Source organism: Sphingomonas changbaiensis NBRC 104936, assembly GCF_000974765.1.
GTDB classification, from domain to species: Bacteria; Pseudomonadota; Alphaproteobacteria; order Sphingomonadales; family Sphingomonadaceae; genus Sphingomonas_B; species Sphingomonas_B changbaiensis.
This window is the reverse complement of the sequence record NZ_BBWU01000049.1, coordinates 24,118-47,359: the sequence shown is the minus strand read 5'-3', so window position 1 is coordinate 47,359 and position 23,242 is coordinate 24,118. Positions and strand designations below refer to the sequence as shown.

The following is a 23,242-nucleotide window of genomic DNA, read 5'->3' as shown; positions in this document are numbered from 1 at the left end:
ATGTCGAGCTCAGAGCCCCCTCACCCCGCTCGCGGCTTTGCCGCGAGTCGCCCTCTCCCCGCAGGGGAGAGGGGCTTGGCTACAGCACGTACTTCGACAGGTCCGTATTCCGCGCGATGTCGCTCAGCTGCGCGTCGACATAGGCGCGGTCGATCACCAGTTTCTCGCCCTTGCGGTCCTCGGCGTCGAAGCTGACCTGCTCCAGCAGCTTTTCCATCACCGTCTGCAGCCGGCGCGCGCCGATATTTTCGATCTGGCCATTCACTTCGGCGGCGATGCGGGCCACCGCGGCGATGCCGTCGTCGGTGAAATCGATCTCGACGCCCTCCGTACCGATCAGCGCCTTGTACTGCTGCGGCAGCGAGGCCTTGGTGTCGGTCAGGATGCGGACGAAATCCGCCTCCGTCAGCGCCTTCAGCTCAACCCGGATCGGCAGGCGCCCCTGAAGCTCCGGGAGCAGATCGCTGGGCTTGGCGACATGGAACGCGCCCGAGGCGATAAAAAGGATGTGGTCGGTCTTCATCGGCCCGTATTTGGTCGCGACCGTTGTCCCCTCGATCAGCGGCAGCAGGTCGCGCTGCACCCCTTCGCGGCTGACCGACCCGCCACGCACGTCGCTGACCGCGATCTTGTCGATCTCGTCGAGGAAAACGATGCCGTTCGCTTCCGCGTCGGCGAGCGCCTGGCGGCTGACCTCATCCTGGTCGAGGCGCTTGTCGGCCTCTTCCTCCAGCAATTTCTCCCAGGCGGCGCGGACGTTGATCTTGCGCTTCTTGGTCTGCCCGCCGCCCATCGCCTTGGACATCATGTCGCTCAAGTTGATCATGCCGACCTGGCCGCCCATGCCGGGAATATCGAACGGCATCTGCGGCTGGTGGGCGAGCTCGACCTCGATTTCCTTGTCGTCGAGCACGCGCTCCTCGAACCGCTGGCGGAAGGCGGCGCGGGTCGCTTCGCTGGAGCCCTTGCCGGTCAGCGCGTCGAGCAGCCGCTCCATCGCCGCGGCCTCCGCCTTGTCCATCACCGCGGCGCGGCGGCGCTCTTTCTCCAGCCGGATCGCTTCCTCGACCAGGTCGCGGGCGATCTGCTCGACGTCGCGGCCGACATAGCCGACCTCGGTGAACTTGGTCGCCTCGACCTTCACGAACGGCGCGTCGGCGAGCTTGGCGAGCCGCCGGCTGATCTCGGTCTTGCCGCAGCCGGTGGGACCGATCATCAGGATGTTCTTGGGCGTGACCTCGTCGCGAAGCTCGGGCGCAAGCTTCTGCCGGCGCCAGCGGTTGCGCATCGCAACCGCGACCGCGCGCTTGGCCTCGGTCTGGCCGATAATATGTTCGTCGAGCGAGGCGACGATGGCTTTGGGGGTGAGATTGTCTTGCATCTTTGAACTTTGAACCCGTTCGTCTCGAGCGAAGTCGAGAGACGATTGTGAGGTGACCGACCGTGTCTCGACTTCGCTCGACACGAACGGAACTGGTCAGGTGCTGGAATCGAGGCTTTCGATCGTCAGCTGGTCGTTGGTGTAGACGCAGATATCGGCGGCAACCGCCATCGCCTTGCGCGCGAGCGTCTCCGCGTCCGGCTCATACTCCGCCAGCGCGCGGGCGGCGGCGAGCGCGTAATTGCCGCCCGATCCGATCGCCGCGATCCCGCCCACCGGCTCCAGCACGTCGCCGTTCCCGGTCAGGATCAGGCTGACGTCCTTGTCGGCGACGATCATCAGCGCCTCGAGGTTGCGCAGATATTTGTCGGTCCGCCAGTCCTTCGCCAGCTCGACGGCCGCGCGCAGCAATTGGCCGTGATGCTGCTCCAGCTTCCGCTCCAGCCGTTCGAACAGGGTGAAGGCGTCGGCGGTCGCGCCGGCGAAGCCGCCGATCACCGAGCCGTCGCCGAGCTTGCGCACCTTGCGTGCATTGGGTTTCATCACCGTCTGGCCCATCGAGACCTGGCCGTCGCCGACGATGACGACCTTCCCGTTCTTGCGGACCGACAGAATCGTGGTGCCATGCCATTGCGGCAGGCCGTGGTCATTCCCGCTCATGGCCGGCGATATGGGACGGCGGTTGCGCGGGCGCAACGGCGGGCGCATGATCCTCAAATGACATGAAGAAGAGGGGACCTGGAATGAGTGCCGAGCTTCCGCAGCCTTCGACCACGTCGCTTACCGATCGCGTCAAGAACATCCTGATCCAGCCCAAGGAGGAATGGGGCCGGATCGACGCCGAACCCGCAACCGTGGCGGGCATCTTCAAATCCTATGTCGTGCCGCTGGCCGCGATCGGGCCGATCGCCGGGCTGATCGGGATGAGCGTGTTCGGCATCCGCCTATTGGGCTTCACCTATCGGCTGAGCTTCGGCGCGGCGCTGTCGACCGCGATCGCGTCCTACGTCGCCGCCCTGATCGGCGTCTATGTGCTGGCGCTGATCCTGAACACGCTCGCGCCCAATTTCGGCGGCGAGAAAAGCGACGTGCAGGCGATGAAGGTCGCCGCCTATTCGTGCACCGCCTCGTGGATCGCCGGCATTTTCCAGCTGATCCCGTCGCTCGCCTGGCTGGCGATCCTGGGCCTCTACAGCCTCTACCTGCTCTGGACCGGCGCGCCCCGGCTGATGCGCGTCCCCCAGGACAAGGCCGCAACCTACACGATCGTGACGATCGTCGCGGCGATCGTGCTGTTCTTCCTGGTCGGGCTGGTTGCGAGCAGCGTGACCTCGATGTTCGCGCCGCGCATGCCCCTCCCGGGCGGGACGCTGTCGGTCGGTTGAGTTTTCCGCTTCCCTCAAGCGGCGCGGTGTGTATCGTCCGCGCCGCTTAGGGGACTCACTCACTACATGAATCGCATTCTGATCGGGTTGGCCGGCATCGCGGTCATCCTCTGCCTTGCGCTGTTGCTGTCGACCAATCGCCGCGCGATCCGGCTGCGCGTGGTCGCGCCGGCCTTTGCCCTGCAGGCGGGTTTTGCGCTGCTGGTGCTCGGCACCGGCTGGGGCCGCGACGTGATCGGCGCGATGTCGCGCGGCGTGTCGAACCTGCTCGGCTATGCGAAGGCCGGGACCGACTTCATCTTCGGGCCGCTCGCCGGGCCGACGATGGGCGCGAACAGCTTCGCGATCGCGGCGCTGCCGGTGATCATCTTCTTCGCCTCGCTGATCTCGATCCTCTATTATCTGGGCGTGATGCAGTTCATCATCCGCTGGGTCGGCGGCGCGATCCGGCTGGTGACCGGCATCACCCGTGTCGAGAGCCTGGGATCGGCGGCCAACATCTTCGTCGGCCAGTCGGAAAGCCCGCTGGTGATCCGCCCCTACCTCGCCAGCCTGACGCCGTCGCAGCTGTTCTGCATGATGACGGTCGGCATGGCGGGCGTCGCGGGCACGATCCTCGGCGCCTATGCATCGATGATCGGCGCGCAGCTGCTGCCCTATCTGCTGGCGGCGAGCTTCATGTCGGCTCCGGGCGGCATATTGATGGCGAAGATCATCATGCCGGACGAGATCGCGACGCCCGAGCCCGACGAGGTGGTGGCCACCGAACCCGGTTCCGAGGAGACCGGTTTCGCCGAGGCCACCCATGACGAGGAACGCCCGGCCAACATCATCATGGCTGCCGCCCAGGGTGCCCAGACCGGCGTCAAGCTCGCCGTCGCGGTGGGCGCCATGGTGCTCGCGTTCGTGGCCCTGGTCGCGCTGGCGAACGGCCTGCTCGGCGGCATCGGCGCTTGGTTCGGCTATCCCGAGCTGTCGTTTCAGATGCTGCTTGGCTTCATCTTCCGCCCGATCATGTTCATGCTGAACGTGCCGTGGAACGAAGCGGGCGTCGCGGGCGGTCTGTTCGGCACCAAGATGGTGCTGAACGAGTTCGTCGCGTTCATCGAGCTCGGCAAGATCCAGGACACGCTGTCGCCGCAGACCGTCGCCGTCGTGACGTTCGCGCTCTGCGGTTTCGCCAATTTCAGCTCGATCGCGATCCAGATGGCGGTGACGGGCAATTTGGCACCCAACCAGCGCCCGGTGATCGCCCGCCTCGGCCTGCGCGCGCTGGCGGCCGGCTCGCTGTCGAACCTGATGAGCGCCGCGCTGGCGGGATTGCTGGTCGGTTAGATCTTCAGCACCGTTTCGCCGCCAAAAGCGGCGATCCGCGCGTCATGCGTCATAAATGCCATGCCGTCCGTTCTTGCCTGCGCAAAAAGAATGCGATCGAACGGATCGCCGCCAGCGAGTTGCATCTGCTCCAGGGCGATAACATGCCGTGGCTCCAGCGAATGAATTATCAATCGGGTCGCGGTGAAGAGATCCAGCGCTTCAGCCGCCGAGATCCCGATACCTGGCCGGCGACCTGGCAAGCTGTTCTTGATGGCAATTTCCCAGAGTGACACGATGCTGACACGCACGTCGTTGTCGGGGTCGACGATCATTTTCACTGCCGCCGTCGTCAGGCGCTGCTGATCGATGACCGCCCACAGTGCGACGTGGGTATCGAGAAGCAGTCTCACTCGTCGGCTTCGCCTTCGAACATGCGCGCGATCAGCTCATCGTCGCGATCGAAGTCTTCGACCAGAGTGTACTTGCCTTTACCCAGCCCCAGGACACGCGGCTTACGCTCTGCTTGTGCAGCCGTCATCGTGACGGCCGGCACGCCGTTGCGGGCGATCGTGATTTCCTTTTCGCGGCCGGAGACCAGCGCCTCGATCAGGCGCGACAGGTGCGTCTTTGCCTCATGGACGTTTACGATCGACACGGCCAACTCCTTAGTCCACCTTAGCTAAGGTAGCGCAGGTGGGCACCGTCCACAAGCCCCTTGCGCTTGACCTTACGTCAAGCGCTACAGCGATTCGCATGGACGCGATCGACATATCGGAAGTGGCGCGGCGGACGGGTCTGACTTCGCGCGCGCTGCGCTTTTACGAGGCGCGCGGGCTGGTGCGGCCACTGCGCACCGAAGGCGGGCGGCGCTGGTTCGGTCCGGGCGAGATGGCGCGGCTGAATGCCGTGGTCGCGCTGAAACGCGCCGGCTTCGCGCTTTCGGCGATCGCGCGGATGCTGGACGGCAAATCCGTCGATCTGGCGCGGCTGGTCGAGGCGCAGCTGACCGAAGTGGAGGCGCGCGCCGCCGAACTGGCGCAGGCGCGGACGCTGCTTCTTTCCGTTCAGTCCCGCATCGATCGTGGCGAGCCGATCGACGTCGCGACGCTCTGCTCGCTGATCAGGCAAGGGAATATGAGCATGGAAGCCGAGAACTGGCAGCGGATCACGGACCGCTACATCACGCCGGAGGAGAAGGCCCGCTGGGCCGACCAGGTGGACAAAGTCCCACCCGGCTTCGACCAGGCGGACTATAGCCGGAAATGGACCGAGCTCGGCGAGCGGATCGAACGCGCGCTGCCGCTCGATCCGGCGAGCGAACAGGCCCAGGCTCTGCTCGACGAATGGAAAGCGCTGCTGAAGCCCTTCACCGACATCGCGACGCCCGAGATGATGGCGGGCGCCAGTCGCCTCTACGACAATATGGGCGCGTGGCAGCACGAGCAGAAGCCGCCCTTCTCGATGAAGGTCTGGGAGTTCATCAAGGCGGCCGGCGCGGCGCGCGGACAGGCAGCGGCCTAGGCTTCCGCCACCAACGGGGCGACCTGGCCGGCGAATTCGGTCCGCTTCATTGTCAGCCGGGTGAGCTGGTTCATGTCGCCCTGGATGCGCGTCGGCGTGATGCCGGTGAAGCGCTTGATCTCGCGGATGCAGTGCGACTGGTCGTAAAACCCCTGTTCGAGCAGCTCCGCGATGCAGGCTTCGCCCTTGGCCAGCACCACCGCAGCGCGGAGCGCACGGTATTTGCGCGACAGGAGCTTGGGCGGGGCGCCGTAGACCCGCTTGCACAGCCGCTCCACCTGCCGGCGCGAGAGGCGAGTCGCGGCGACCAGGTCGTCCACCGCGGGGCTGAGGCTGGCTTGCAGCCAAGCGTCGACGGTGCGCGTGAACCAGCGCGACTGCTCGTGCCCGCGCGCGACCAGGTCGCGGACAAGCGCATTGCCGATCGCGACCCGCTCTTCGAGAGTGTCGGCAGCGCGCAGCCGGTCGGCGACGTCGCGCAGCTCGCGGCCGAACAGCTCGGTCGCGTCGATCACCCGGTTGGTGAGCGATGATGCGTCAAGCCCGATCATCGCGCCCCATCCGGCCGGCAGCAGTCCGGCGCCGAACACCTCGGCCGGCCCATCGACCCAGACGTGCGTGACTCCCATGGTCGGCCCGACGATCTGGATTTCGGGCCCGTCCTGCACGTGGCCGTCGGCAAACCGATAGCCGCCCGATCCCTTCAGCATGAAGCGGAGCTGCGCCAGGTCGGCGCGGTCGTCATCCTCGAATCGGGGGATATCGGCGCGGAAATTATAGAAAACGGAAATGAAGTCCGTCAGCGCCGCCTCAGGAGCGGCGTAATCCAGCGAAACCGCCACCATCCATGCGCCCCTGTTCTGGTCTGGGCGCACCATAGCCGATTGCATGACGTCACAAAAGTGGCCCGGCCGAAACGGGTTCGGCCGGGCCTTAAGGTCAAGAACCCCCAATGAAATCGGGAGCCCTTCGGGTCGCAAGCTGTGGATACCGTATTGTCCGCAGAGTCGGATAGGACAGAATCGACACGGCAGACGGTTTAACCGGCGATGAACCACTCTTCGGAGGCGGGAGCGTCGATCGTGCAGCGCAGGCCGGACGGCGCGAAATCGAGATTGACGCTGCCCACCAGCTCTCCGGCGAGCGCCCGCTCGAGCATGCGCGAGCCGAAGCCGCGGCGGCGCGGCGAATCGACCGGAGGACCGCCGGCTTCGGTCCAGACGAGCCGCAGCCGGCCCTCTTCGACGCGCCAGGCGATCGTCACCTGCCCCGAGTCGTTCGACAGCGCGCCATATTTGACCGCGTTGGTGCACAGTTCGTGGATCGCGAGCGCCATCGCCACCGCCGCTTTCGGGGGCACCCGTATGTCGGGCCCATCGAGCGTCAGCCGCTGCTCGTCGGGATCGCAGGCCGCCGCGGCCGATCGGATCACATCGATCAACGAGGCCGCCTCCCAGCTTTCGCGCGTGAGCAGGTTATGGGCACTGGCCAGGGCGATCAGCCGGCCCTCGAATGCATCCTGCCGGGCGTGGTCGCGACTGCCGGCGAAGCTCTGATGCGCAAGCGCCTGCACCACCGCCAGCGTGTTCTTCACCCGGTGGTTCAACTCGTGCAGCAGCAGCCGCTGATGCTCTTCGTCGCGCTTGCGATCTGTGATGTCGAGCGCGACGCCGATGATCCGATCGACCTCGCCGCCGGGCTTCAGCTGAAACTCGGCGCTGACCAGCAGCCAGCGCACTTCACCGCGACTGAGCCGATAGCGGATTTCGGTCTGGAAATGCGGCTCGCCTTTCTTCAGCGAAGCGATCGCGATGCCCGACAGACGCTGGAGATCGTCCGGGTCGATCCGCGCCCGGAATTCCTCATAGGGCACGTCGCGCGTCTCGACGAACCCGAGCAGCCGGTTGAGATCGCTCGAATGGAGAATGCGGCCGGCCTGCGCGTCGTACTCCCAGACGGCCATTCGCGCCGCATCCATTGCCAGCCGCAGCCGCAGCTCGCTGGCGCGGAGCGCCGCCTCGACCGCCTTGCTGCCGGTGATGTCGATGCTCGCCGCCAGCACGCCGAAGGCCGAGCCGTCGGGCCTGCGGATCACCGACACCGAATTGTCGACCCAGACGATCGATCCGTCCGGCCGCACATAGCGTTTCTCGATGCGGTACGGCGTCCCCTCGTGCACCGCGGCGTCGAACAAGGGCACATTCTCCGCCAGGTGATCGGGATGGGTGATCTCCTGCATGGTCAGGGCCAGCAGTTCGTCGCGCGAACGCCCGACCATCTCGCAGAACCGGTCGTTGACCAGCGTGAACCGCCCGGTCAGGTCGACCTGCGCCAGCCCCGCCGCCGTCTGCGCGAAGATCGCGGCGAGTTCCGCGTCCCGTTCGGACGCTGCCCAATCCGGGCGGAGGTCGGACTGTGACGCCATGCCGCTCGCGCGCAAGAGAGGCACGCAGAGTAACCCAAGCACAGCCCCTTCGCCAGCGCCGCGGGAATGACAGCGACAGCCGAGACCGCTAAGGCCGCACGATGGCCACCGCAGCTTCGATCCAGCCCGACGCCCTGCCCGTCACCCTCGCCGACATCCAGGCGGCGGCGACGCGGATTGCCGGATCGATCATCCGCACGCCGACGCTGCACAGCCAGACTCTGTCGCAGATGACCGGCGCACGGGTATGGCTGAAGTTCGAGAACCATCAATTCACCGCGGCCTACAAGGAACGGGGCGCACTCAACACGCTGCTGCAGATGAGCCCGGAGGCGCGCGCCAAGGGCGTGATCGCTGCATCGGCCGGCAATCATGCCCAGGGCCTCGCCTATCACGGCCACCGGCTCGGCATCCCGGTGACGATCGTGATGCCGAAGCCGACGCCGACGGTGAAGGTCACCCAGACCGAAAGCCACCAGGCGACCGTGATCCTGGAAGGCGAGACGTTCGACGCCGCCTATGCCCATGCCCGCCAGCTGGAGGTGGAGCGCGGGCTGACCTTCGTGCACCCGTTCGACCATCCCCACATCATCGCCGGCCAGGGCACCGTCGCGCTCGAGATGCTGGCCGATGCGCCGAACATCGACACGGTCGTGATCCCGATCGGCGGCGGCGGCCTGTTCTCAGGGATGGGCACCGCGGCCCGCGCGCTGAAGCCCGGCATCGATCTGGTCGGCGTGCAGGCCGAGCTCTACCCGTCGATGTATGCGGCGCTGAAGCAGGTCGACATGGCATGCGAAGGCGACACGCTCGCCGAAGGCATCGCCGTCAAGCGCCCGGGCGCGCTCACCTCCCGCTTCGTCGAGGCGCTGGCGGACGAAATCCTGCTGGTCTCGGAGCGCGACCTGGAAGGCGCGGTCAGCCTGCTGCTCCAGATCGAAAAGACCGTCGTCGAAGGCGCCGGCGCGGCGGGCCTCGCGGCCCTGCTCGCGAACCCGGAGCGGTTCCGCGGCCGCGAGGTCGGCATCGTGCTGTGCGGCGGCAACATCGATACGCGGCTGCTTGCGAACGTGCTGCTGCGCGACCTCGCCCGCTCCGGCCGGCTGGCGCGGCTGCGCGTCCGCCTGCAGGACCGGCCCGGCGCGCTGTTCAACGTCGCGCGGATCTTCGACGAGCAGCAGGTCAACATCATCGAGGTCTATCACCAGCGCGTCTTCACCAGCCTGCCGGCCAAGGGGCTGATCACCGATATCGAGTGCGAAACCCGCGACCGCGCCCATCTCGACCGCCTGATCGCCGCGCTGCATGCGGCGGATTACAAGGTCAGCATGGTCGAGCTCGCCTGAGGGCCGGCGATCAAAAGAAGGTAAACCATCTTTTCATTGAAGCTCTGGTGACGAATATGCGTTGATGAGCAGGCGGGGGCGCGATTCTCCCGCTTGAGAGGGCAGGCCGTGAGCGCACCATTCCGCTTCCCGCGATTTTTCGTGACCAGCCCGAACCCCTGCCCGTACCTGCCCGGCAAGTTCGAGCGCAAGGTGTTCACCGAGCTGAACGGCCCGCACGCCGCCGAGCTCAACGACGCGCTCGGCCGGATCGGCTTTCGCCGCAGCCAAAGCGTCGCCTATCGCCCGAGCTGCCCGGACTGCAATGCGTGCGTCTCCGTGCGCGTGGTCGCGCACGACTATCGCCCGAGCACCAGCCAGAAACGGATCCTGAAACGCAATCGGGATCTGGAAGTGACCGCCTGCCGGCCCTGGTCGACCGACGAGCAATTCCAGCTTCTGCGCGGCTATCTGTCCTCCCGCCACCCGGGCGGCGGCATGTCCAACATGGACGAGATGGATTTTGCCGATATGGTCGAGCAAACCCCCGTCCACACCCACATCATCGAATATCGCGAGCCGCGTCAGGGCTTTGCCCCCGGCAAGCTGGTCGGCGCCTGCCTGACCGACCGCCAGGCCGACGGGCTGTCGATGATCTACAGCTTCTACGATGCCGAGCATGCGGACCGCCCGGGCCTCGGCAACTTCATCATCATGGACCACATCCTGCGCGCGCGCGCCGCGGGGCTGCCCTATGTCTATCTGGGCTATTGGGTGCGGGGCTCCAAGCGCATGGCATACAAGGCCCGCTTCGGCCCGGTTGAAAAGCTCAGCGCGGAGGGCTGGGTGCGATTCGAGCCGGAGCCGGCCGAGTCTCTGTCCTGATTCCGCACACCCGGGTTCCTTTCGACACGGACGTGGAACAGGTTCTCGAATCGCGGGTTGATCCTTGCGAAGACGATGTATTGACGGAGACTCTGGTTAACAGTCCGAGAATATAGGTTAACAGACTTTAGCTATATTCTGGATGTGCTAAGTTGATGTCCTGTTTGGAAGCGCTCTCGCGTAGAGGAGGTGCTGATGCGTACGGCAACTGTTCATCCGATCGACCTTGCTCATCGCGGGTATCAGGTCGCCTATCATCCGGGCGAGACCAATCGCTGCCCCGGTTGCGGTCACAGTAATTGGCTGATCGGCCGCGTCACTGCCCAATGCGGCTTTTGCGGCACCGCCCTGGCGCTGGCGCTCACCGCCCCGGGCATGTCGCTGAACGACGACTATCTGGCGCTGGCGAGCTAGAAGGGCGCACTGGGTTTCACACCCGTTCGTTTCGAGCGCAGTCGAGAAACGGGTGCGCGGTACAAGCGCTTCTCGACTTCGCTCGAAGCGAACGGATTAGAGAGAACAACAAAAGGCCGGCAGGTTGCCCCGCCGGCCTTTGTCATTCCCCGCTTGGTAACTCTCAGGCGGCCTCGGTAACGGGCGCCGCCTCTTCTTGCGGATCGCGCAGCACATAGCCGCGGCCCCAGACGGTCTCGATGTAATTGTCGCCGCTGCAGGCCAGGCTCAGCTTCTTGCGGAGCTTGCAGATGAACACGTCGATGATCTTCAGCTCGGGCTCGTCCATCCCGCCATACAGGTGGTTCAGGAACATTTCCTTGGTGAGCGTCGTGCCCTTGCGGAGCGACAGCAGCTCCAGCATCGCATATTCCTTGCCGGTCAGGTGCACGCGGGCGCCGTCGACCTCGACGGTCTTCGCGTCCAGGTTCACCGCCAGCTTGCCGGTGCGGATGACCGACTGCGAATGGCCCTTGGAGCGGCGGACGACCGCGTGGATGCGGGCGACCAGCTCGTCGCGGTGGAACGGCTTGGTCACGTAATCGTCGGCGCCGAAGCCGAACGAGCGGACCTTCGAATCCATCTCGCTGATGCCCGACAGGATCAGCACCGGCGTCTGCACCTTTGAGGTGCGGAGCTTTTTCAGCACGTCATAGCCGTGCATGTCCGGCAGATTCAGGTCGAGAAGGATGATGTCGTAGTCATAGAGCTTGCCGAGATCGAGGCCTTCCTCGCCCAGGTCGGTCGAATAGACATTCAACCCTTCGGCATTCAGCATCATCTCGATCGCCTTGGCGGTCGTCGGCTCGTCTTCGATCAGCAAAACGCGCATAACAGCGGCCCCTCGTCTTGTCGGTGCGCGCGGTGACCCCGTGCGCGCCCAAGCACCTCATTAACCAGTTAACCTTTGAGCGCCAAACGTTAATATCGAGTTAAGTCAGCGCGGTAGGGTTTGCCGGCCAGATGGGGTCTGAAATGTTGCCGCCAAACCACAGACCCGACAACGACGACGCCGAACCGAAGTTCAGCGTGCCTGCGGGTCGGGGGAGGCTGTTGAATGGAAAAATGGTGGAGCCGAGGCCGGGTATCCCGGAATTCCAAGACGGATCGGGATGTCTCCAAGCCTTTGTTTATGAGCGCTTTCGTTCAAAGTGATTCCCAATCTGTCCATGCCCGTCCGGCCCAAGCGCAAGCCTTGTGTGGGACGAAATGTGGGATTGAGGAACCAGACGATGGTTGGGTTGTCGGCACTGCAGGTAAAGAACGCAAAGCCCGGTCGGCATTCCGACGGGCATGGCTTGTATCTGGTGGTTCGCGAAGGCGGATCGCGCTCATGGGTGCTCAGGGTTCAGGCCAACGGCAAGCGTCAGGACTTCGGAATCGGCTCGGCGAAGAGCGTATCGCTGGCCACCGCCCGCGCCAAGGCCTGGGAAATGCGCACGCGCCTAGAGGCGGGCGAGGAGGTCAGACCCAAACCGCCTACGCCGAACGCGGTCGCTACGATCCCCAGCTTTGCCGAAGCGACACGGGCCTGCCACACCGCAATCAAGAGCGGCTGGCGCAACAAGCAGCATAGGGAGACATGGCTGACCTCGCTCGAGATCCATGTGTTCCCGCATTTCGGCGAATCGCCGGTCGACCAGGTGACCAGTCTGATGGTGCGCGACGCGCTGCACCCGATTTGGCTGAAGATTCCGGAGACCGCACGACGCATCCTCCAGCGAATTGGCACTGTGCTCGATTTTGCGCATATCCAGGGCTGGTGCGAGCATGAGGCGGCGCTACGCTCGGTAAGGAAGGGCCTGCCGCGCCAGCCGCCAGACGACAATCACTTTGCCGCCATGCCATATGAGCAGCTGCCGGCATTCGCGGCCAAGCTGGCGAAGCCACCCCACTCTGCCGGTCGCGATGCGCTCCTTTTCGTCATTCTGAATGCCAGCCGCTGTGGCGAAGTGCGACATGCGACTTGGCCCGAATTCGATCTGGAGAAGGCGCTTTGGACAATCCCGGCAGCGCGCATGAAAATGCGCAAGGCACATGTCGTCCCGCTGGCCCCGGCTTCTATGGAAATCCTGAAACGTCGCTGGCCGCTCCGGCATAGCGACACGGGCTATGCTTTCTCATCTCATGGCAAGAGACCGCTGGCTGACATGACTTTGCTCAAGCTGGTGCGCACGCACAGCGGCCAGAAGTTCACTACGCATGGGTTTCGCAGCACATTCACGGACTGGGCGGCTGAGACCACCGATCACCCGAAGGAAGTCGTCGACAAGGCACTGGCGCACCAGCTCGCGGACCGGGTCGAAGCGGCTTATCGCCGGACGGACTTCCTGGAACGGCGGCGCCAGCTGATGCTCGATTGGGCGGAGTTCGTGGGTAAGTCGCTGGAGCGGCGACAGTGACTGCGTTCACTAGCAGCCGTCGTCGAAACAACAGAACGGCATCTGCATTCTTCACCGGGACGGGGACCGGTGGGTATAGTGATAGCGCTGGAAAATATCACTTTCGGCAGTTCGTGCGCGTGGCCGACAACGTGCGAAAATAGGATGCGCTTTAAGTGTCGAACGGGCGAAATCTGGCTGGGCAATTCTGCCCTCCACCTGCTTCGCTCCGACATCACTACCCTTACCAATCGTGGCGGCGGATCATTAACATCCGATTTGGTACTATTTCGAATTGACATGGGTCAGTTTCGCCGCTGGATTAACGCAGATAATCGGACGCACGCGCGGTCGCAAAACGGGGGGGAATAAATGGCCATAAGGCTTGCTTCGTGCGTCGCCAGCGCACTCTTGGCGTTTGCTTCGCCGGCGATGGCAACCGACACGCTGGCTGTCCCCAATGCCGCACAGATTCAGTGGGCTGTGTTCGGCTCGAATGTCTTCTTTCGAAATCTCAATGACTTCGACTCTTCTTGGTTGGGTTGCTGCTACAACTACTGGCTCGACCTAACTACGGACGGTGGTCGGGCGATGTTCGCTGCTTTCCTGACGGCTCGAACAAATGGATCGGCGATATTGCTGACGGTGCCCGCCAAGGGAACAGCTTCAGCCATCAACCAGCTGGGCAATTGGTGACCTGTCCTACGCCAGCGTCGGCTCGATAATTCCATCCGAATACGGCTTCGCCCAGAGGAGACGGGAATGTACCGGAAACTAAGCCGAAAAACTATACGCCCATTTTCGGCCATTGCGTCGTGCTTTCTCTTCGGCTCGCCCGCTCTCGCTGCATGCAGCGGGCTCGTGTGCACAGGTGTGCAGATATCCTACCTCTACGTCGACCAAGGCGGTAGCAACTATATATCGACCTCAGGAACAGAGACCGGTCAGAGCTGCACTCCGATTGGCGGTATCCTTCTCAGACTCGACAATACCGCCAGCACGTCCCAGTGGTTATTTTCTGCCATTCTTACCATGTACTATAATTCGTCAACGGTGGATGTCAGGGTATTTTCCGACAGTTCAGGAAATTGCGCAGTCGCCTATATTACGACTGGAACAGCTTAGCGCATTGCGTTTCAGGGGGGAGGCCAAATTATGATCCGAATGTTTGTTTTACCGGCGCTGTGGCTGTCATTATCCGCCGTCGGCGCTCCTGCCGAAGCCACTCTCACAAACTGTCAGAATCTCTACGTGATACGAATTGACGTTTCCTCATCATCCGCAAGTCAGGGGATCGTATTTGCAGAGACGCCGACCGCAACGAGTGGCTCATTTTATACGTATCTGAACACGACCCTCTCTGATCGGGCATATCAGCAAATATCGGCTATGGTTATTACTGCAAAGGCTACAGGCCAAACAATCAGGATTGTTACAAGCGCGCCGGGAGGATGTAGTATTATGTCTGATTCCTATTTTATTAATGAACTTGAAATTGAGCCCTCCCACTGAAATTGAAAGTCGGAGGAGCAAATGATGAATAGGAATTTTTCACGTCGATTCGCGATGCTTGCAGGACCAAGCGCCATTGCCTGGGCAAGCGCAGCGGCGGGGGCCGAGACGGTCACATATTCCTATGACGCTCAAGGTCGACTCGTCACAGCAGTCCATTCCGGCACCGTCAATAACAATGTCCAAGCGACATACAGCTTCGACGCTGCCGACAATCGTACCAATCTGACGATCACAAATGCCTTCAGCCGGGTTGTGGTCGTGCCGTTGAATGGCCTGACGGTCATTCCGATCCCTGACCCCTGATCTGCTGCGCTGTCGAAAGCGGGGCGCGTCAAGGCATCGGCATTCAAACGGGGGATCAAATGCGGCACGGTCGGATCACAGCTTACGGCTTGTTTCTCGCGGCTTCGACTTCATGTGCGAGCATTGCTCTCGCGCAGTCCACGCCGCCGACGATCAATGCGCCGCCAATCCGCTCGCCCGTTGATCAGAATGGTGTGAACTTGGCCACAGGCGGTTTGCAAGTTAGCTCGTCAGACCTGTCGATAGGCGAAGAAGGCTCAGGTGGCCTTTCGCACGTGCGAACCTGGGTTGGCAACGGTTGGACGCACGGACACTTTATAGTCTTGGAGGGATCAAGCGATGGCTCAAAACGCGTAATAATCGGTGGAAGCAGCACTCGCTTCGTACCCAATGGCATTGGTGGATGGACTTCTGCCGAGGGTAATGGGTCTACTCTGACGTCTGCGTCCACCGTTTATACATACACCGCCGCAGATGGAACGGTCATTATTTTTGATGGTTCTGACGTTAATCGAAATTACTATGGTTTTTGGAGCGGCATTGGCACTAAGGTGACTAAGCCATCTGGAGAGATAGTTAACCTCGTCTATAAGGCTATACCCGACCCTGGTCATACCGACATATTGCGTCTCCAGTCGGTGAACAGCAGCAGCGGTTACCAATTAAAATATAGCTATGCGGCTGACGGCTATACGATTTCGACGGTGACTGGAATTAATAATGGCATCGATTACTGCGATCCGGTCGCCAACAGTTGCAATGGGCTGACCCAGAGCTGGCCGACCGTCACCTACTCGACAGCCACGGTAGGTTCCAACAAGCAGGAAAGCGTAACCGACGCGCTCAACCACGTCACTCGCTACACGACCGACTCGTCAAGCCGCCTTGTCGGTATCAAACGGCCGTCGAGCAGCACCGATAACGTCACGATCGGTTATGATACGAACGGGCGCGTTAACAGCGTTGCCAACACCTTAGCCACGTGGACCTATTCATGGTCGCTTTCAAGCGGGGTTTTAACCGGCACAACGAACGACCCGCTTTCGCATCAGCGCGTCACCACTGCCGATACAGCAAAAGTGGTCTTGCTGACCGATACAGATGCCCTCAGCCGAACGACCACCTATCAATATGACAGCAATGGACGACTGACTTACATCGTGCCGCCTGAGGGCACGATTGTCGGGGGTCCTAGCGGCACTCCGACGGCTGGCTACACGAAGTTTGAATACGACACGCGCGGCAATGTGACATGCTCGATGAAGGTTTCCAAGACAGCATCGGGCACGCAGACCTGCGCCTTACCGAGTACGTCAGATAAGATTGTTACGACGGCCAGCTACCCTTCGTCGTGCACGAACCAGCTTACCTGCAACAAGCCTGATTGGGTGCGGGGACCTCGATCCACGTCTGCGACGGACACAACTTTTCAGACCGACTACACCTATGACTCGACCACCGGCTTCGTGACTTCAATCAAGTCCCCGGCCGTCGGCGGAGTGCGACCGGAAACGCGGTTTAGCTATTCCGGCACAGCCGGCAATCCGAGCCTCTATGCCTTTTACAAACTGACGAGCGGGGGCTCGCCTGCCCAGGCCTCGACCGAGATTCACAAACTGATTGCTGTGTCCGCCTGTGCGACCACTGCGTCATGCTCAGGGGGCAGCGACGAGCTCAGGACGACGGTCGGTTACGGTCCGCAGAGCAGCGGCACGGCCAACAATCTACAGCCGGTATCGGTTGCGTCGGGCGCTGGGGACGGATCGCTCACAGCGACGACCGCCAGCGTTTATGACATGGTTGGCAACCTTTACACAGTCGATGGACCGCTTCCCGGAACGAGTGACACAATCCGCTATCACTATGACTCGGTTCGTCAGCTTACAGGTGTGGTCGGCCCCGATCCCGATGGCAGCGGCGGCGCGCTCAAGAACCGCGCCCAGCGTTACACCTACAATTTGGACGGGCAGCCGACGTACACAGAACAAGGCACCGTCGACAGTCAGTCCGATCCGGATTGGGCAAACTTCGCCCTGCTTCAGCGCTCACTGATCTCTTACGACACTCTCGGTCGCAAAGTCTCCGAAGCGGAAGGCGACGGTTCGTCCTATCTGGCGCTCACTCAATATAGCTATGACAATGCCAACCGGCTGACCTGCACTGCGGTCCGCATGAACCGTAACGATTACGGCTCGCTCCCGTCCGATGCGTGCACGGCAACGACGACGGGGGCCTACGGCCCGGATCGCATCACGCAAAACGGCTATGACGCGGCAAATCAATTGACCAGCGTCATCACCGCCTATGGAACGTCTGTCCAGCGCACCGACCAGACGCTGACCTATACCGGCAATGGGCAGGTCCAGACGCTTAAAGACGCGAAGGACAACCTGACCACCTACGAGTATGACGGCTTCGACCGGCAAGCCAAGCTCCGCTATCCCGCACCCTCGACGCCGAACAGCAGCTCGACAACCGACTATGAGCAGTACCTGTACGATGCTGCCTCGAACCTGACCGAGCGGCGCTTGCGCGACTATTCGTCGAACAGCAGCTCATTGATCGGGTTCAGCTATGATGCGCTCAACCGCGTCACGGCGAAGAACCTGCCGGGCAGCGAACCGGATGTTTCCTACGGCTACGACAATCTCGGCCGCACTACCTCTATCTCATCAAGCGTCGCCTCGTTGAGCTTCACTTTCGACCAGCTCAATCGGATGACGCGGCAGACCTCGCCGCAAGGCAACACCGACTATCAATATGACCTTGCGAACCGTCGCACGCGGCTCACCTGGCCCGACAGCTTCTATGTCACCTATGACTATCTGCTGACCAACGATATGACCGCGATCCGCGAGAATGGCGCAACTTCGGGTGCGGGCGTGCTGGCGACGTTCAGCTATGACGATGCCGGTCGGCGGACGATGCTGACACGCGGCAATGGAACCACGACGAGCTACTGCTATGGCGGTGTCGCCACGCAGCCGGGTTGCACTAGCCCCGGGAACGGCTTCTATTTTACAGGTTTGGCCCAAAACCTGACGAGCACGGCATCGGACCAGAATCTGACGTTCGCGATCAACCCGGCCGGGCAGCAATACAGTCAAACCCGATCGAACGACGCCTATTCGTTCCGGCAAATATACAACACGAACCGAAGCTACACCGCCAACGGCCTCAACCAATACTCCGCCGCCGGGAACACCGTGCCGGGCTATGATGCCAAAGGCAACCTGACCAGCTTTTGGGGTCAGACCTACGGCTATTCGAGCGAGAACCTGCTAACCTCCGCGACAGGAACGAGCGGCCTCAGCTACGATCCGGGGCTGAGGCTGTATCAGGTCAACGGCGCGACGACTGTCCGGTTCGGCTATGACGGGACGGACATGATCGGTGAGTACAACACGTCGAACGCCCTTCAACGCCGCTACGTGTTTGGGCCGGAGACTGACGAGCCGCTCGTCTGGTACGAAGGATCGGGCACAACGGACCGGCGCTGGCTCCACGCGGATGAGCGCGGCAGCATCACCGCCATCTCGGATGGGTCCGGCAATCCGATCGCGATCAACAGCTATGATGATTACGGCGTGCCCGCGACCACCAATATCGGGCGGTTCGGTTACACCGGACAGATATGGCTGGGCGAAACCGGCTCACCTCCGAACGGGCTGTATTACTTCAAGGCACGAGCTTACTCGCCACGACTCGGGCGCTTCATGCAGACAGACCCGATTGGCTATGAGGGTGGCATCAATCTTTATGAATATGCGCAAAGCGATCCTGTAAACGCAACTGATCCGAGCGGTTTGCAAACGAATGCGGACGACCTTCCGCCCATTATAGTAACCGCCTCTAAATCCCAACCGTCTCGGGACGGTGGAACGAATGTCAGCTTTGTCGGTCTGGTAAAAGGAGTGTTCTGCAGTATCTTTGGTTGCGGCCACCATAACCCGCGCCCAAAACCAGTTGCGACCGCGTCGACCGTACAGCAAGGAACTCCTCACAGATATGTAATCAACCGTACATCGGATTGTTCGGCGGATGAGGTATTCAATGACTTTAAACGAGCGGGTCAAAGCGCTCCAGGTGCGCATGCCGCACGAGAGAACTTTACTCCAAGGATAGACTTGGCAGGGAACAATCCGATTTCCCAATTCGTAAACTCGAACAGTAGGACAATCATCAATACCACGCTAGAAGGTCACATTTTCTATCCGGGCGATGTCACGATCCATGTTGACCCTTTGAGCGGGAGCAGGTCTCAAATTACCATTACGGGAACTGGCACCGGCAAGTTTGCTACATTTAACGACGTAATAGGTCGGCTTTTATTTGGAACGGACGCCAATCAAGCTGCGTTCGTTTGCCATCGCCTGTTTTAGTTAACTGGTTGAGGAAAGCAGAACATGTTTAAATCCGTCCGGATATGCTTGTTTTCTGCCGCCTTATCGGTATTTTTGCCAAGCTGCTCCCGCCCGGAGCACTCATATCTGACCATTCAAGTTTGCTTGAAGGACCAGAGGGGAATTTTCCAGTTTTTCGAAATAATGCGTCAAATAGCCCAGTCGGAAAATCTCAGATTCATCGATGGAAGTGCTAAAACTGCTGACGCACTGAAGGTTATGGGAGCTGACAAATATCTAAAGAGCGACCCCGCTCGTTCTATCAATGTCGGCATCGTAGGGGACAGAGGAATGGGTGTTACCGCAGGAAATCTTGGCCTTCCTCCATATCAAGTTGCACTGGGATTCACGGAAGGATCTGACGCCGCCAAAGCCCACCGTTTATCTAGCCATTTGGTTGCTGCCCTGTCTCAATACTGGAACGTTGAAATCGTTCCGAAGGGAAGAGGTGCGTCTCCGATGAAAGCGTGCGACGGGATTCGGCTCAAACAAGACCCCTGACATTCGCGCGTCCTGGATTTTTGTGTCGCGACCCGCTCCCGTATCTCCCCAATCCGTTTCTCTTGGCCGCTTGGTTGAAAAGCGGATCTTCGCTGCGAAGATGTGCACCAGCAACAGCAGCGCTCCCAGCGCCACGATCAACAGTTCAGTTGGCATGGTTTGTCCCCTCTCCCGCGGTCAAGCTGGCCCCGAAATCTGCTGCCGTCAACGCAGTTTCCCTGAGCCCAAAGATGTCGCCCGACGCGGGCATCGAGCCCGCGCCGGGCGAGTTCTTGCTCGATCATTTCTGCCCAGAATGACGGCGGCCGAACCTGAGCCTCAAGGACGACAGGGCACCACCATTTTGCCGGCCGGCAGGCTCCCGCGCGCATTCGGCAAAACCGAGCGGGCCGACAAAATCGTTTCCCCCATCGCCGCTCGCGCGGTCGCGCAAACCGCGCGATCCTTGACCCCCGCGACAGCCGCCGTCGCCCGCCTCCCGTCTTTCACTTCTTCAAGGAGACGGACCATGGCCTACCACTTCCAAGCCTGGGATTTCGAGTCGCCGGCTTACACAATCGAGGACCACGAGGCGTACATCGCAGCGGTCACGCAGGCACAGGTTCGCGCCGCCCACAGCTACTTCCATCAGCACGTCCTTCGGGAGGACGATGGCAGCTACATCGTTATCGACGAGGGCAGTTACGAACCAATGATCGACTGGGAGGACGAACGCATCGTCTGCACCATCCTGGGCGGGATAAGCGACGAGTTCTGAACACGGGAGGGGCTTCGTGCCCGCCTTTTTCGCGCTCGCAAGGGCATGGCCCCCTCTCGGCAATTCGCCGGCAATGAATGCTATTTGGTATCAAATTGAGAACAGATGAGGATCACTCAAGCCCATTCGGGACACGCCCGATCCGACCGGAAGCCCGACTTTTCTCCCAAATACAGAGCTTTGCACGCATTGGTCGCTGCGTCTCGTTCTGGACCATTGACAATGCACACCTTACGCGGTGAACCGCGGTGTTTTTGGCCGAATTCCGCCGTTCTTCCGCCTGACCACCAGATGCCGCTGTTATGGTCATGGCCCATCACCGACCATCAATGGTGGTCAGGCGCGCACCTCCCTGGAAAAGCGGGCAATATGGCGCGGGATCGAGGCCGGCGCGTTGCCGATCGGGGCTGCCAGCGCTGGCCTGAGCGGGCGGACCACCAGCCGGTCCGGGAGCGCGATCGAGGCAAGCTGGCCGTATGAAGGCCGGAGAGAGCGTAGGGCAAGATAAAGGGATGACTCCCCCTGCGGGGTAAGCTGTTGTCTGCACATCGTTAAGGAGACAAGCGGCACCGGGGGAGAGACACCCGGTGCCGCTACCGCATTAAGCATCTGAACTTGCCTGCGAACTTACGGTGCCAAGAGTCTCGCCGCCGCGCTTCGACCTGCGCCATGCGATGCGGGCAGCGCTGGCGGGTTACCAGGACCATCGCTGCCACCACGGGAGCCGCTTGCCTTCGACCGCGCACGAGATGCCCAACAGGGCGCGCACCATCTCGCGCTTGACGCGGCGCTCGCTGACTCCGGTCAGGTCGGCGATCTCGGTATAGCGGAGGTCTTCGACGCGGTGCAGCAGGAACACAGTCAGGTGGCATCAGCGGCAGCATCTCCGTTCCCACCGCGTCGCTGAGCAATTTTAGCCTTCGCGGCATTCAGATTTCGGTTTCCGCCTCAATTACGCCCCTTGCGGGCGTAGGCGTATTTCTGGGCGCCGGCCCGAGCTACGGCGTGGGAGGCGCTAGCGGTCCGTCGGGCAACGTGAGCGGCTCGATTACGTCTACGATGCAAGCGGGAGCAGGCGACGGCGGTGGTGTTGAGGTGGGAAGTGATTTCAGCAGCCCGCCGAGTGTAAGCGGAGCAATGGGCCGAATTGCTGGGGGAGCTTACGGTGCCGCTGGCGCTCGTTTCTCCGGAACGATCGCTACCAATCCGATCGGGTGCAAACAGCTATGATCAAGCAGACCCGCATACGAAGGATTTGGACGAGAACGGTCATCAACCCCGTACTGGTTGGCGTTGTCGCCCTGGCCATATTGATCAGCTTTGTGGTCCAGCGGCTTCGAGGCGATGCAGGGCCGAGCTACTCCGTAATCGCTGCGATCGTGGTAGGGTTGGCCCTCTTTAGCTTCATACTTTATCTGGTGATGCGCTCGATCAGGGACGCGATAGGCAGGCGTTTCGGGGAGGATGGGTGATCCGCATAGATCGATGTGGGCTTGCCTTGGGTGGGCTGATTACGTGCCGCAAGATAAGAAGCCGGACCCTTGCGCGGGTTCAGTTAGGGCTGAGGGCGTCAATCTCACCGGCATTTTGGGTCTCGGCGTAACGATCTCGGTTGGTAAGGTCACCGTCAACGGCTCGGGAGCGAGTTCCTGGTTCGTAAGCGTAGGCGTCGGTGCAGGCCTGGAGGCCAAGCATCGCCGACTTTGCCACTTGATACAAGGACCTATCTTCTTTCGCGGGATATGCAGAAAGCTACAACGGTTCAGCTCCAATAGCCGGCGGACGGTATCTGTTCGGCTCATGTAGGGCAGCATGCCTTCGGGGCTCGTTGTAGGGTGAAACCTTGCTGCAAACAATTCAGCGCCCCCCGGTTTGTCGACCGCCAACGGAAACGATCTTAAGCGAAGTTGCGGCCATCGCTGGCGACTTCTCGGACGCAACCGCTGCGTTTTCCCTCGGTTCTCTCGCGCTCGCAGCGGTCACCTCTGAGACCATTGTGGGCGGACTGACATTCGGCGGATTGTCCGCTGGTTTAGGTGCGTTGTCGGCTCTTGGGGCTGGTCGATTGCTTCACCCGAACAGGGAGAGCCAACCGGAAAGCGTCGGCAGCGGAAGAAACCCGCGCCAACGCCGCCGCTACGTATATTTCGAGTGGCTTCCTAGGCGAACCAAATTGCCATTTGCGCGTGCAAGTTCGGCATAATTCAACGCGGCGGTCATCGGAAGATGCCTCGCGTCTTGTCTGTCTATCTGCTCAAGAACTGCGCCAATGCGATGAGCGCGCCAGTGCCGCCCATCGCCAACACGCACGTCCAGATCAATGCCTCGCACTGCTCGGCAGACGTTCGCGCGGTTGCGAGCGACTGCTCGAGCTGCCGGGTCATGTGTATCAGCTTCTGCGCAGCGCTATCGATCGTGGCACGACTGTTCTCCCGCGATCGCTGCGTTGTGCGCTGAACCGTTTCTGCAAATGTCTCATGCGTGACCTGAACGGCCGGGCAGGACTGGATCGCTTTCAGCGCCTGCGCCAGCCCGGCCTGCTGCTCGGCCAAGGCTTCAATCGATGGCCGATAGTCCGGCAAGGCATTGCGTTCGGCGGCAAGGCCCTCAATCGCGCGCTGGAGAAGCGCGAGCCGCCCTTCCATCGCGTGAAAGGCCTGTGTGGCTGAATCGGATTCGGTGTCGCTCAT

22 protein-coding genes are annotated in these 23,242 nt (G+C 61.7%); 13 read left to right on the top strand and 9 right to left on the bottom strand.

What is annotated here, in order from left to right:
• Nucleotides 1–79: 79 nt before the first annotated feature.
• Both hslU and hslV read right to left on the bottom strand, forming a co-directional pair.
• A complete protein-coding gene (hslU, locus tag SCH01S_RS13850; RefSeq protein WP_046349416.1) occupies nucleotides 80–1,381 on the bottom strand; it encodes an ATP-dependent protease ATPase subunit HslU in 1,302 nt (433 codons plus the stop codon).
• A gap of 96 nt (nucleotides 1,382–1,477) precedes the next feature.
• Nucleotides 1,478–2,041, bottom strand: a complete 564-nt coding sequence (hslV, locus tag SCH01S_RS13845; RefSeq protein ID WP_046349415.1) for an ATP-dependent protease subunit HslV — start codon at nucleotides 2,039–2,041, stop codon at nucleotides 1,478–1,480.
• 83 nt (nucleotides 2,042–2,124) lie between these two features.
• Here hslV and SCH01S_RS13840 point away from each other — a divergent pair, with 83 nt between their 5' ends.
• On the top strand, nucleotides 2,125–2,766 hold the full coding sequence (locus SCH01S_RS13840) for a Yip1 family protein (protein WP_046349414.1): 642 nt from the start codon (nucleotides 2,125–2,127) through the stop codon (nucleotides 2,764–2,766).
• Nucleotides 2,767–2,832: 66 nt separating this feature from the next.
• A complete protein-coding gene (locus SCH01S_RS13835; RefSeq protein ID WP_046349413.1) occupies nucleotides 2,833–4,101 on the top strand; it encodes a NupC/NupG family nucleoside CNT transporter in 1,269 nt (422 codons plus the stop codon).
• Here the strand turns inward: SCH01S_RS13835 and SCH01S_RS13830 are convergent.
• Both SCH01S_RS13830 and SCH01S_RS13825 read right to left on the bottom strand, forming a co-directional pair.
• Nucleotides 4,098–4,493 (bottom strand): type II toxin-antitoxin system VapC family toxin, encoded by a 396-nt coding sequence (locus SCH01S_RS13830; RefSeq protein ID WP_046349412.1) that lies wholly within the window; start codon nucleotides 4,491–4,493, stop codon nucleotides 4,098–4,100. The two genes, SCH01S_RS13835 and SCH01S_RS13830, sit on opposite strands and share 4 nt — an antisense overlap.
• Nucleotides 4,490–4,738 (bottom strand): type II toxin-antitoxin system Phd/YefM family antitoxin, encoded by a 249-nt coding sequence (locus SCH01S_RS13825; protein WP_046349424.1) that lies wholly within the window; start codon nucleotides 4,736–4,738, stop codon nucleotides 4,490–4,492. Before SCH01S_RS13825 ends, SCH01S_RS13830 begins: the two co-directional genes overlap by 4 nt.
• Before the next feature lie 98 nt (nucleotides 4,739–4,836).
• Between SCH01S_RS13825 and SCH01S_RS13820 the strand changes: the two genes are divergently transcribed.
• Nucleotides 4,837–5,604 (top strand): MerR family transcriptional regulator, encoded by a 768-nt coding sequence (locus SCH01S_RS13820; RefSeq protein WP_046349411.1) that lies wholly within the window; start codon nucleotides 4,837–4,839, stop codon nucleotides 5,602–5,604.
• Here SCH01S_RS13820 and SCH01S_RS13815 read toward each other — a convergent pair.
• Nucleotides 5,601–6,449, bottom strand: coding sequence for a helix-turn-helix domain-containing protein (locus tag SCH01S_RS13815; protein WP_084689585.1), 849 nt, complete (start codon nucleotides 6,447–6,449; stop codon nucleotides 5,601–5,603). The genes SCH01S_RS13820 and SCH01S_RS13815 overlap by 4 nt on opposite strands.
• Before the next feature lie 194 nt (nucleotides 6,450–6,643).
• Nucleotides 6,644–8,029: a sensor histidine kinase gene (locus SCH01S_RS13810; RefSeq protein WP_157032975.1), complete on the bottom strand. Its 1,386-nt coding sequence runs from the start codon at nucleotides 8,027–8,029 to the stop codon at nucleotides 6,644–6,646.
• Nucleotides 8,030–8,130: 101 nt separating this feature from the next.
• On the opposite strand from SCH01S_RS13810, the gene SCH01S_RS13805 reads away from it, so the two are divergent.
• The 3 genes from SCH01S_RS13805 to SCH01S_RS13795 all read left to right on the top strand — a co-directional run bounded on the left by SCH01S_RS13805 (nucleotide 8,131) and on the right by SCH01S_RS13795 (nucleotide 10,653).
• Nucleotides 8,131–9,375, top strand: a complete 1,245-nt coding sequence (locus tag SCH01S_RS13805; RefSeq protein WP_046349409.1) for a threonine ammonia-lyase — start codon at nucleotides 8,131–8,133, stop codon at nucleotides 9,373–9,375.
• 108 nt (nucleotides 9,376–9,483) lie between these two features.
• The gene (locus SCH01S_RS13800; protein WP_046349408.1) at nucleotides 9,484–10,239 is read left to right on the top strand and encodes an arginyltransferase; all 756 of its coding nucleotides are present in this window, start codon (nucleotides 9,484–9,486) and stop codon (nucleotides 10,237–10,239) included.
• Between the two features lie 195 nt (nucleotides 10,240–10,434).
• On the top strand, nucleotides 10,435–10,653 hold the full coding sequence (locus SCH01S_RS13795; RefSeq protein WP_046349407.1) for a hypothetical protein: 219 nt from the start codon (nucleotides 10,435–10,437) through the stop codon (nucleotides 10,651–10,653).
• A gap of 163 nt (nucleotides 10,654–10,816) precedes the next feature.
• Here SCH01S_RS13795 and ctrA read toward each other — a convergent pair whose 3' ends face one another.
• A complete protein-coding gene (gene ctrA / locus SCH01S_RS13790) occupies nucleotides 10,817–11,524 on the bottom strand; it encodes a response regulator transcription factor CtrA (protein ID WP_046349406.1) in 708 nt (235 codons plus the stop codon).
• A 319-nt stretch (nucleotides 11,525–11,843) separates the two neighbouring features.
• On the opposite strand from ctrA, the gene SCH01S_RS13785 reads away from it, so the two are divergent.
• From SCH01S_RS13785 to SCH01S_RS13770, 7 genes are all read left to right on the top strand, one after another.
• Nucleotides 11,844–13,094, top strand: coding sequence for a tyrosine-type recombinase/integrase (locus SCH01S_RS13785; protein ID WP_245612276.1), 1,251 nt, complete (start codon nucleotides 11,844–11,846; stop codon nucleotides 13,092–13,094).
• Nucleotides 13,095–13,505: 411 nt separating this feature from the next.
• Nucleotides 13,506–13,769 (top strand): hypothetical protein, encoded by a 264-nt coding sequence (locus SCH01S_RS16610; protein WP_157032973.1) that lies wholly within the window; start codon nucleotides 13,506–13,508, stop codon nucleotides 13,767–13,769.
• Nucleotides 13,770–14,228: 459 nt separating this feature from the next.
• Nucleotides 14,229–14,585, top strand: coding sequence for a hypothetical protein (locus SCH01S_RS16605; RefSeq protein ID WP_157032971.1), 357 nt, complete (start codon nucleotides 14,229–14,231; stop codon nucleotides 14,583–14,585).
• A gap of 21 nt (nucleotides 14,586–14,606) precedes the next feature.
• On the top strand, nucleotides 14,607–14,891 hold the full coding sequence (locus tag SCH01S_RS13780) for a hypothetical protein (RefSeq protein WP_245612275.1): 285 nt from the start codon (nucleotides 14,607–14,609) through the stop codon (nucleotides 14,889–14,891).
• A gap of 638 nt (nucleotides 14,892–15,529) precedes the next feature.
• The gene (locus tag SCH01S_RS16230; protein ID WP_169746400.1) at nucleotides 15,530–19,273 is read left to right on the top strand and encodes an RHS repeat-associated core domain-containing protein; all 3,744 of its coding nucleotides are present in this window, start codon (nucleotides 15,530–15,532) and stop codon (nucleotides 19,271–19,273) included.
• 24 nt (nucleotides 19,274–19,297) lie between these two features.
• Nucleotides 19,298–19,795, top strand: coding sequence for a hypothetical protein (locus tag SCH01S_RS16600; RefSeq protein ID WP_157032969.1), 498 nt, complete (start codon nucleotides 19,298–19,300; stop codon nucleotides 19,793–19,795).
• 508 nt (nucleotides 19,796–20,303) lie between these two features.
• Entirely contained in the window at nucleotides 20,304–20,552 is a 249-nt protein-coding gene (locus SCH01S_RS13770; RefSeq protein WP_052733947.1) for a hypothetical protein, read from the top strand.
• A 694-nt stretch (nucleotides 20,553–21,246) separates the two neighbouring features.
• Here the strand turns inward: SCH01S_RS13770 and SCH01S_RS16225 are convergent.
• Both SCH01S_RS16225 and SCH01S_RS13760 read right to left on the bottom strand, forming a co-directional pair.
• Entirely contained in the window at nucleotides 21,247–21,411 is a 165-nt protein-coding gene (locus SCH01S_RS16225; protein WP_169746399.1) for a sigma-70 region 4 domain-containing protein, read from the bottom strand.
• A 1,387-nt stretch (nucleotides 21,412–22,798) separates the two neighbouring features.
• Nucleotides 22,799–23,242 (bottom strand): hypothetical protein, encoded by a 444-nt coding sequence (locus SCH01S_RS13760; RefSeq protein ID WP_046349403.1) that lies wholly within the window; start codon nucleotides 23,240–23,242, stop codon nucleotides 22,799–22,801.

Coding starts and splice junctions, on each gene's coding strand:
- hslU (WP_046349416.1), bottom strand. CDS start 1,381: ATGCAAGACAATCTCACCCCCAAAGCCATCGTCGCCTCGCTCGACGAA.
- hslV (WP_046349415.1), bottom strand. CDS start 2,041: ATGAGCGGGAATGACCACGGCCTGCCGCAATGGCATGGCACCACGATT.
- SCH01S_RS13840 (WP_046349414.1), top strand. CDS start 2,125: ATGAGTGCCGAGCTTCCGCAGCCTTCGACCACGTCGCTTACCGATCGC.
- SCH01S_RS13835 (WP_046349413.1), top strand. CDS start 2,833: ATGAATCGCATTCTGATCGGGTTGGCCGGCATCGCGGTCATCCTCTGC.
- SCH01S_RS13820 (WP_046349411.1), top strand. CDS start 4,837: ATGGACGCGATCGACATATCGGAAGTGGCGCGGCGGACGGGTCTGACT.
- SCH01S_RS13815 (WP_084689585.1), bottom strand. CDS start 6,449: ATGGTGGCGGTTTCGCTGGATTACGCCGCTCCTGAGGCGGCGCTGACG.
- SCH01S_RS13810 (WP_157032975.1), bottom strand. CDS start 8,029: ATGGCGTCACAGTCCGACCTCCGCCCGGATTGGGCAGCGTCCGAACGG.
- SCH01S_RS13805 (WP_046349409.1), top strand. CDS start 8,131: ATGGCCACCGCAGCTTCGATCCAGCCCGACGCCCTGCCCGTCACCCTC.
- SCH01S_RS13795 (WP_046349407.1), top strand. CDS start 10,435: ATGCGTACGGCAACTGTTCATCCGATCGACCTTGCTCATCGCGGGTAT.
- ctrA (WP_046349406.1), bottom strand. CDS start 11,524: ATGCGCGTTTTGCTGATCGAAGACGAGCCGACGACCGCCAAGGCGATC.
- SCH01S_RS16610 (WP_157032973.1), top strand. CDS start 13,506: ATGGCAACCGACACGCTGGCTGTCCCCAATGCCGCACAGATTCAGTGG.
- SCH01S_RS16605 (WP_157032971.1), top strand. CDS start 14,229: ATGATCCGAATGTTTGTTTTACCGGCGCTGTGGCTGTCATTATCCGCC.
- SCH01S_RS13780 (WP_245612275.1), top strand. CDS start 14,607: ATGATGAATAGGAATTTTTCACGTCGATTCGCGATGCTTGCAGGACCA.
- SCH01S_RS16600 (WP_157032969.1), top strand. CDS start 19,298: ATGTTTAAATCCGTCCGGATATGCTTGTTTTCTGCCGCCTTATCGGTA.
- SCH01S_RS13770 (WP_052733947.1), top strand. CDS start 20,304: ATGGCCTACCACTTCCAAGCCTGGGATTTCGAGTCGCCGGCTTACACA.
- SCH01S_RS13760 (WP_046349403.1), bottom strand. CDS start 23,242: ATGAGCGACACCGAATCCGATTCAGCCACACAGGCCTTTCACGCGATG.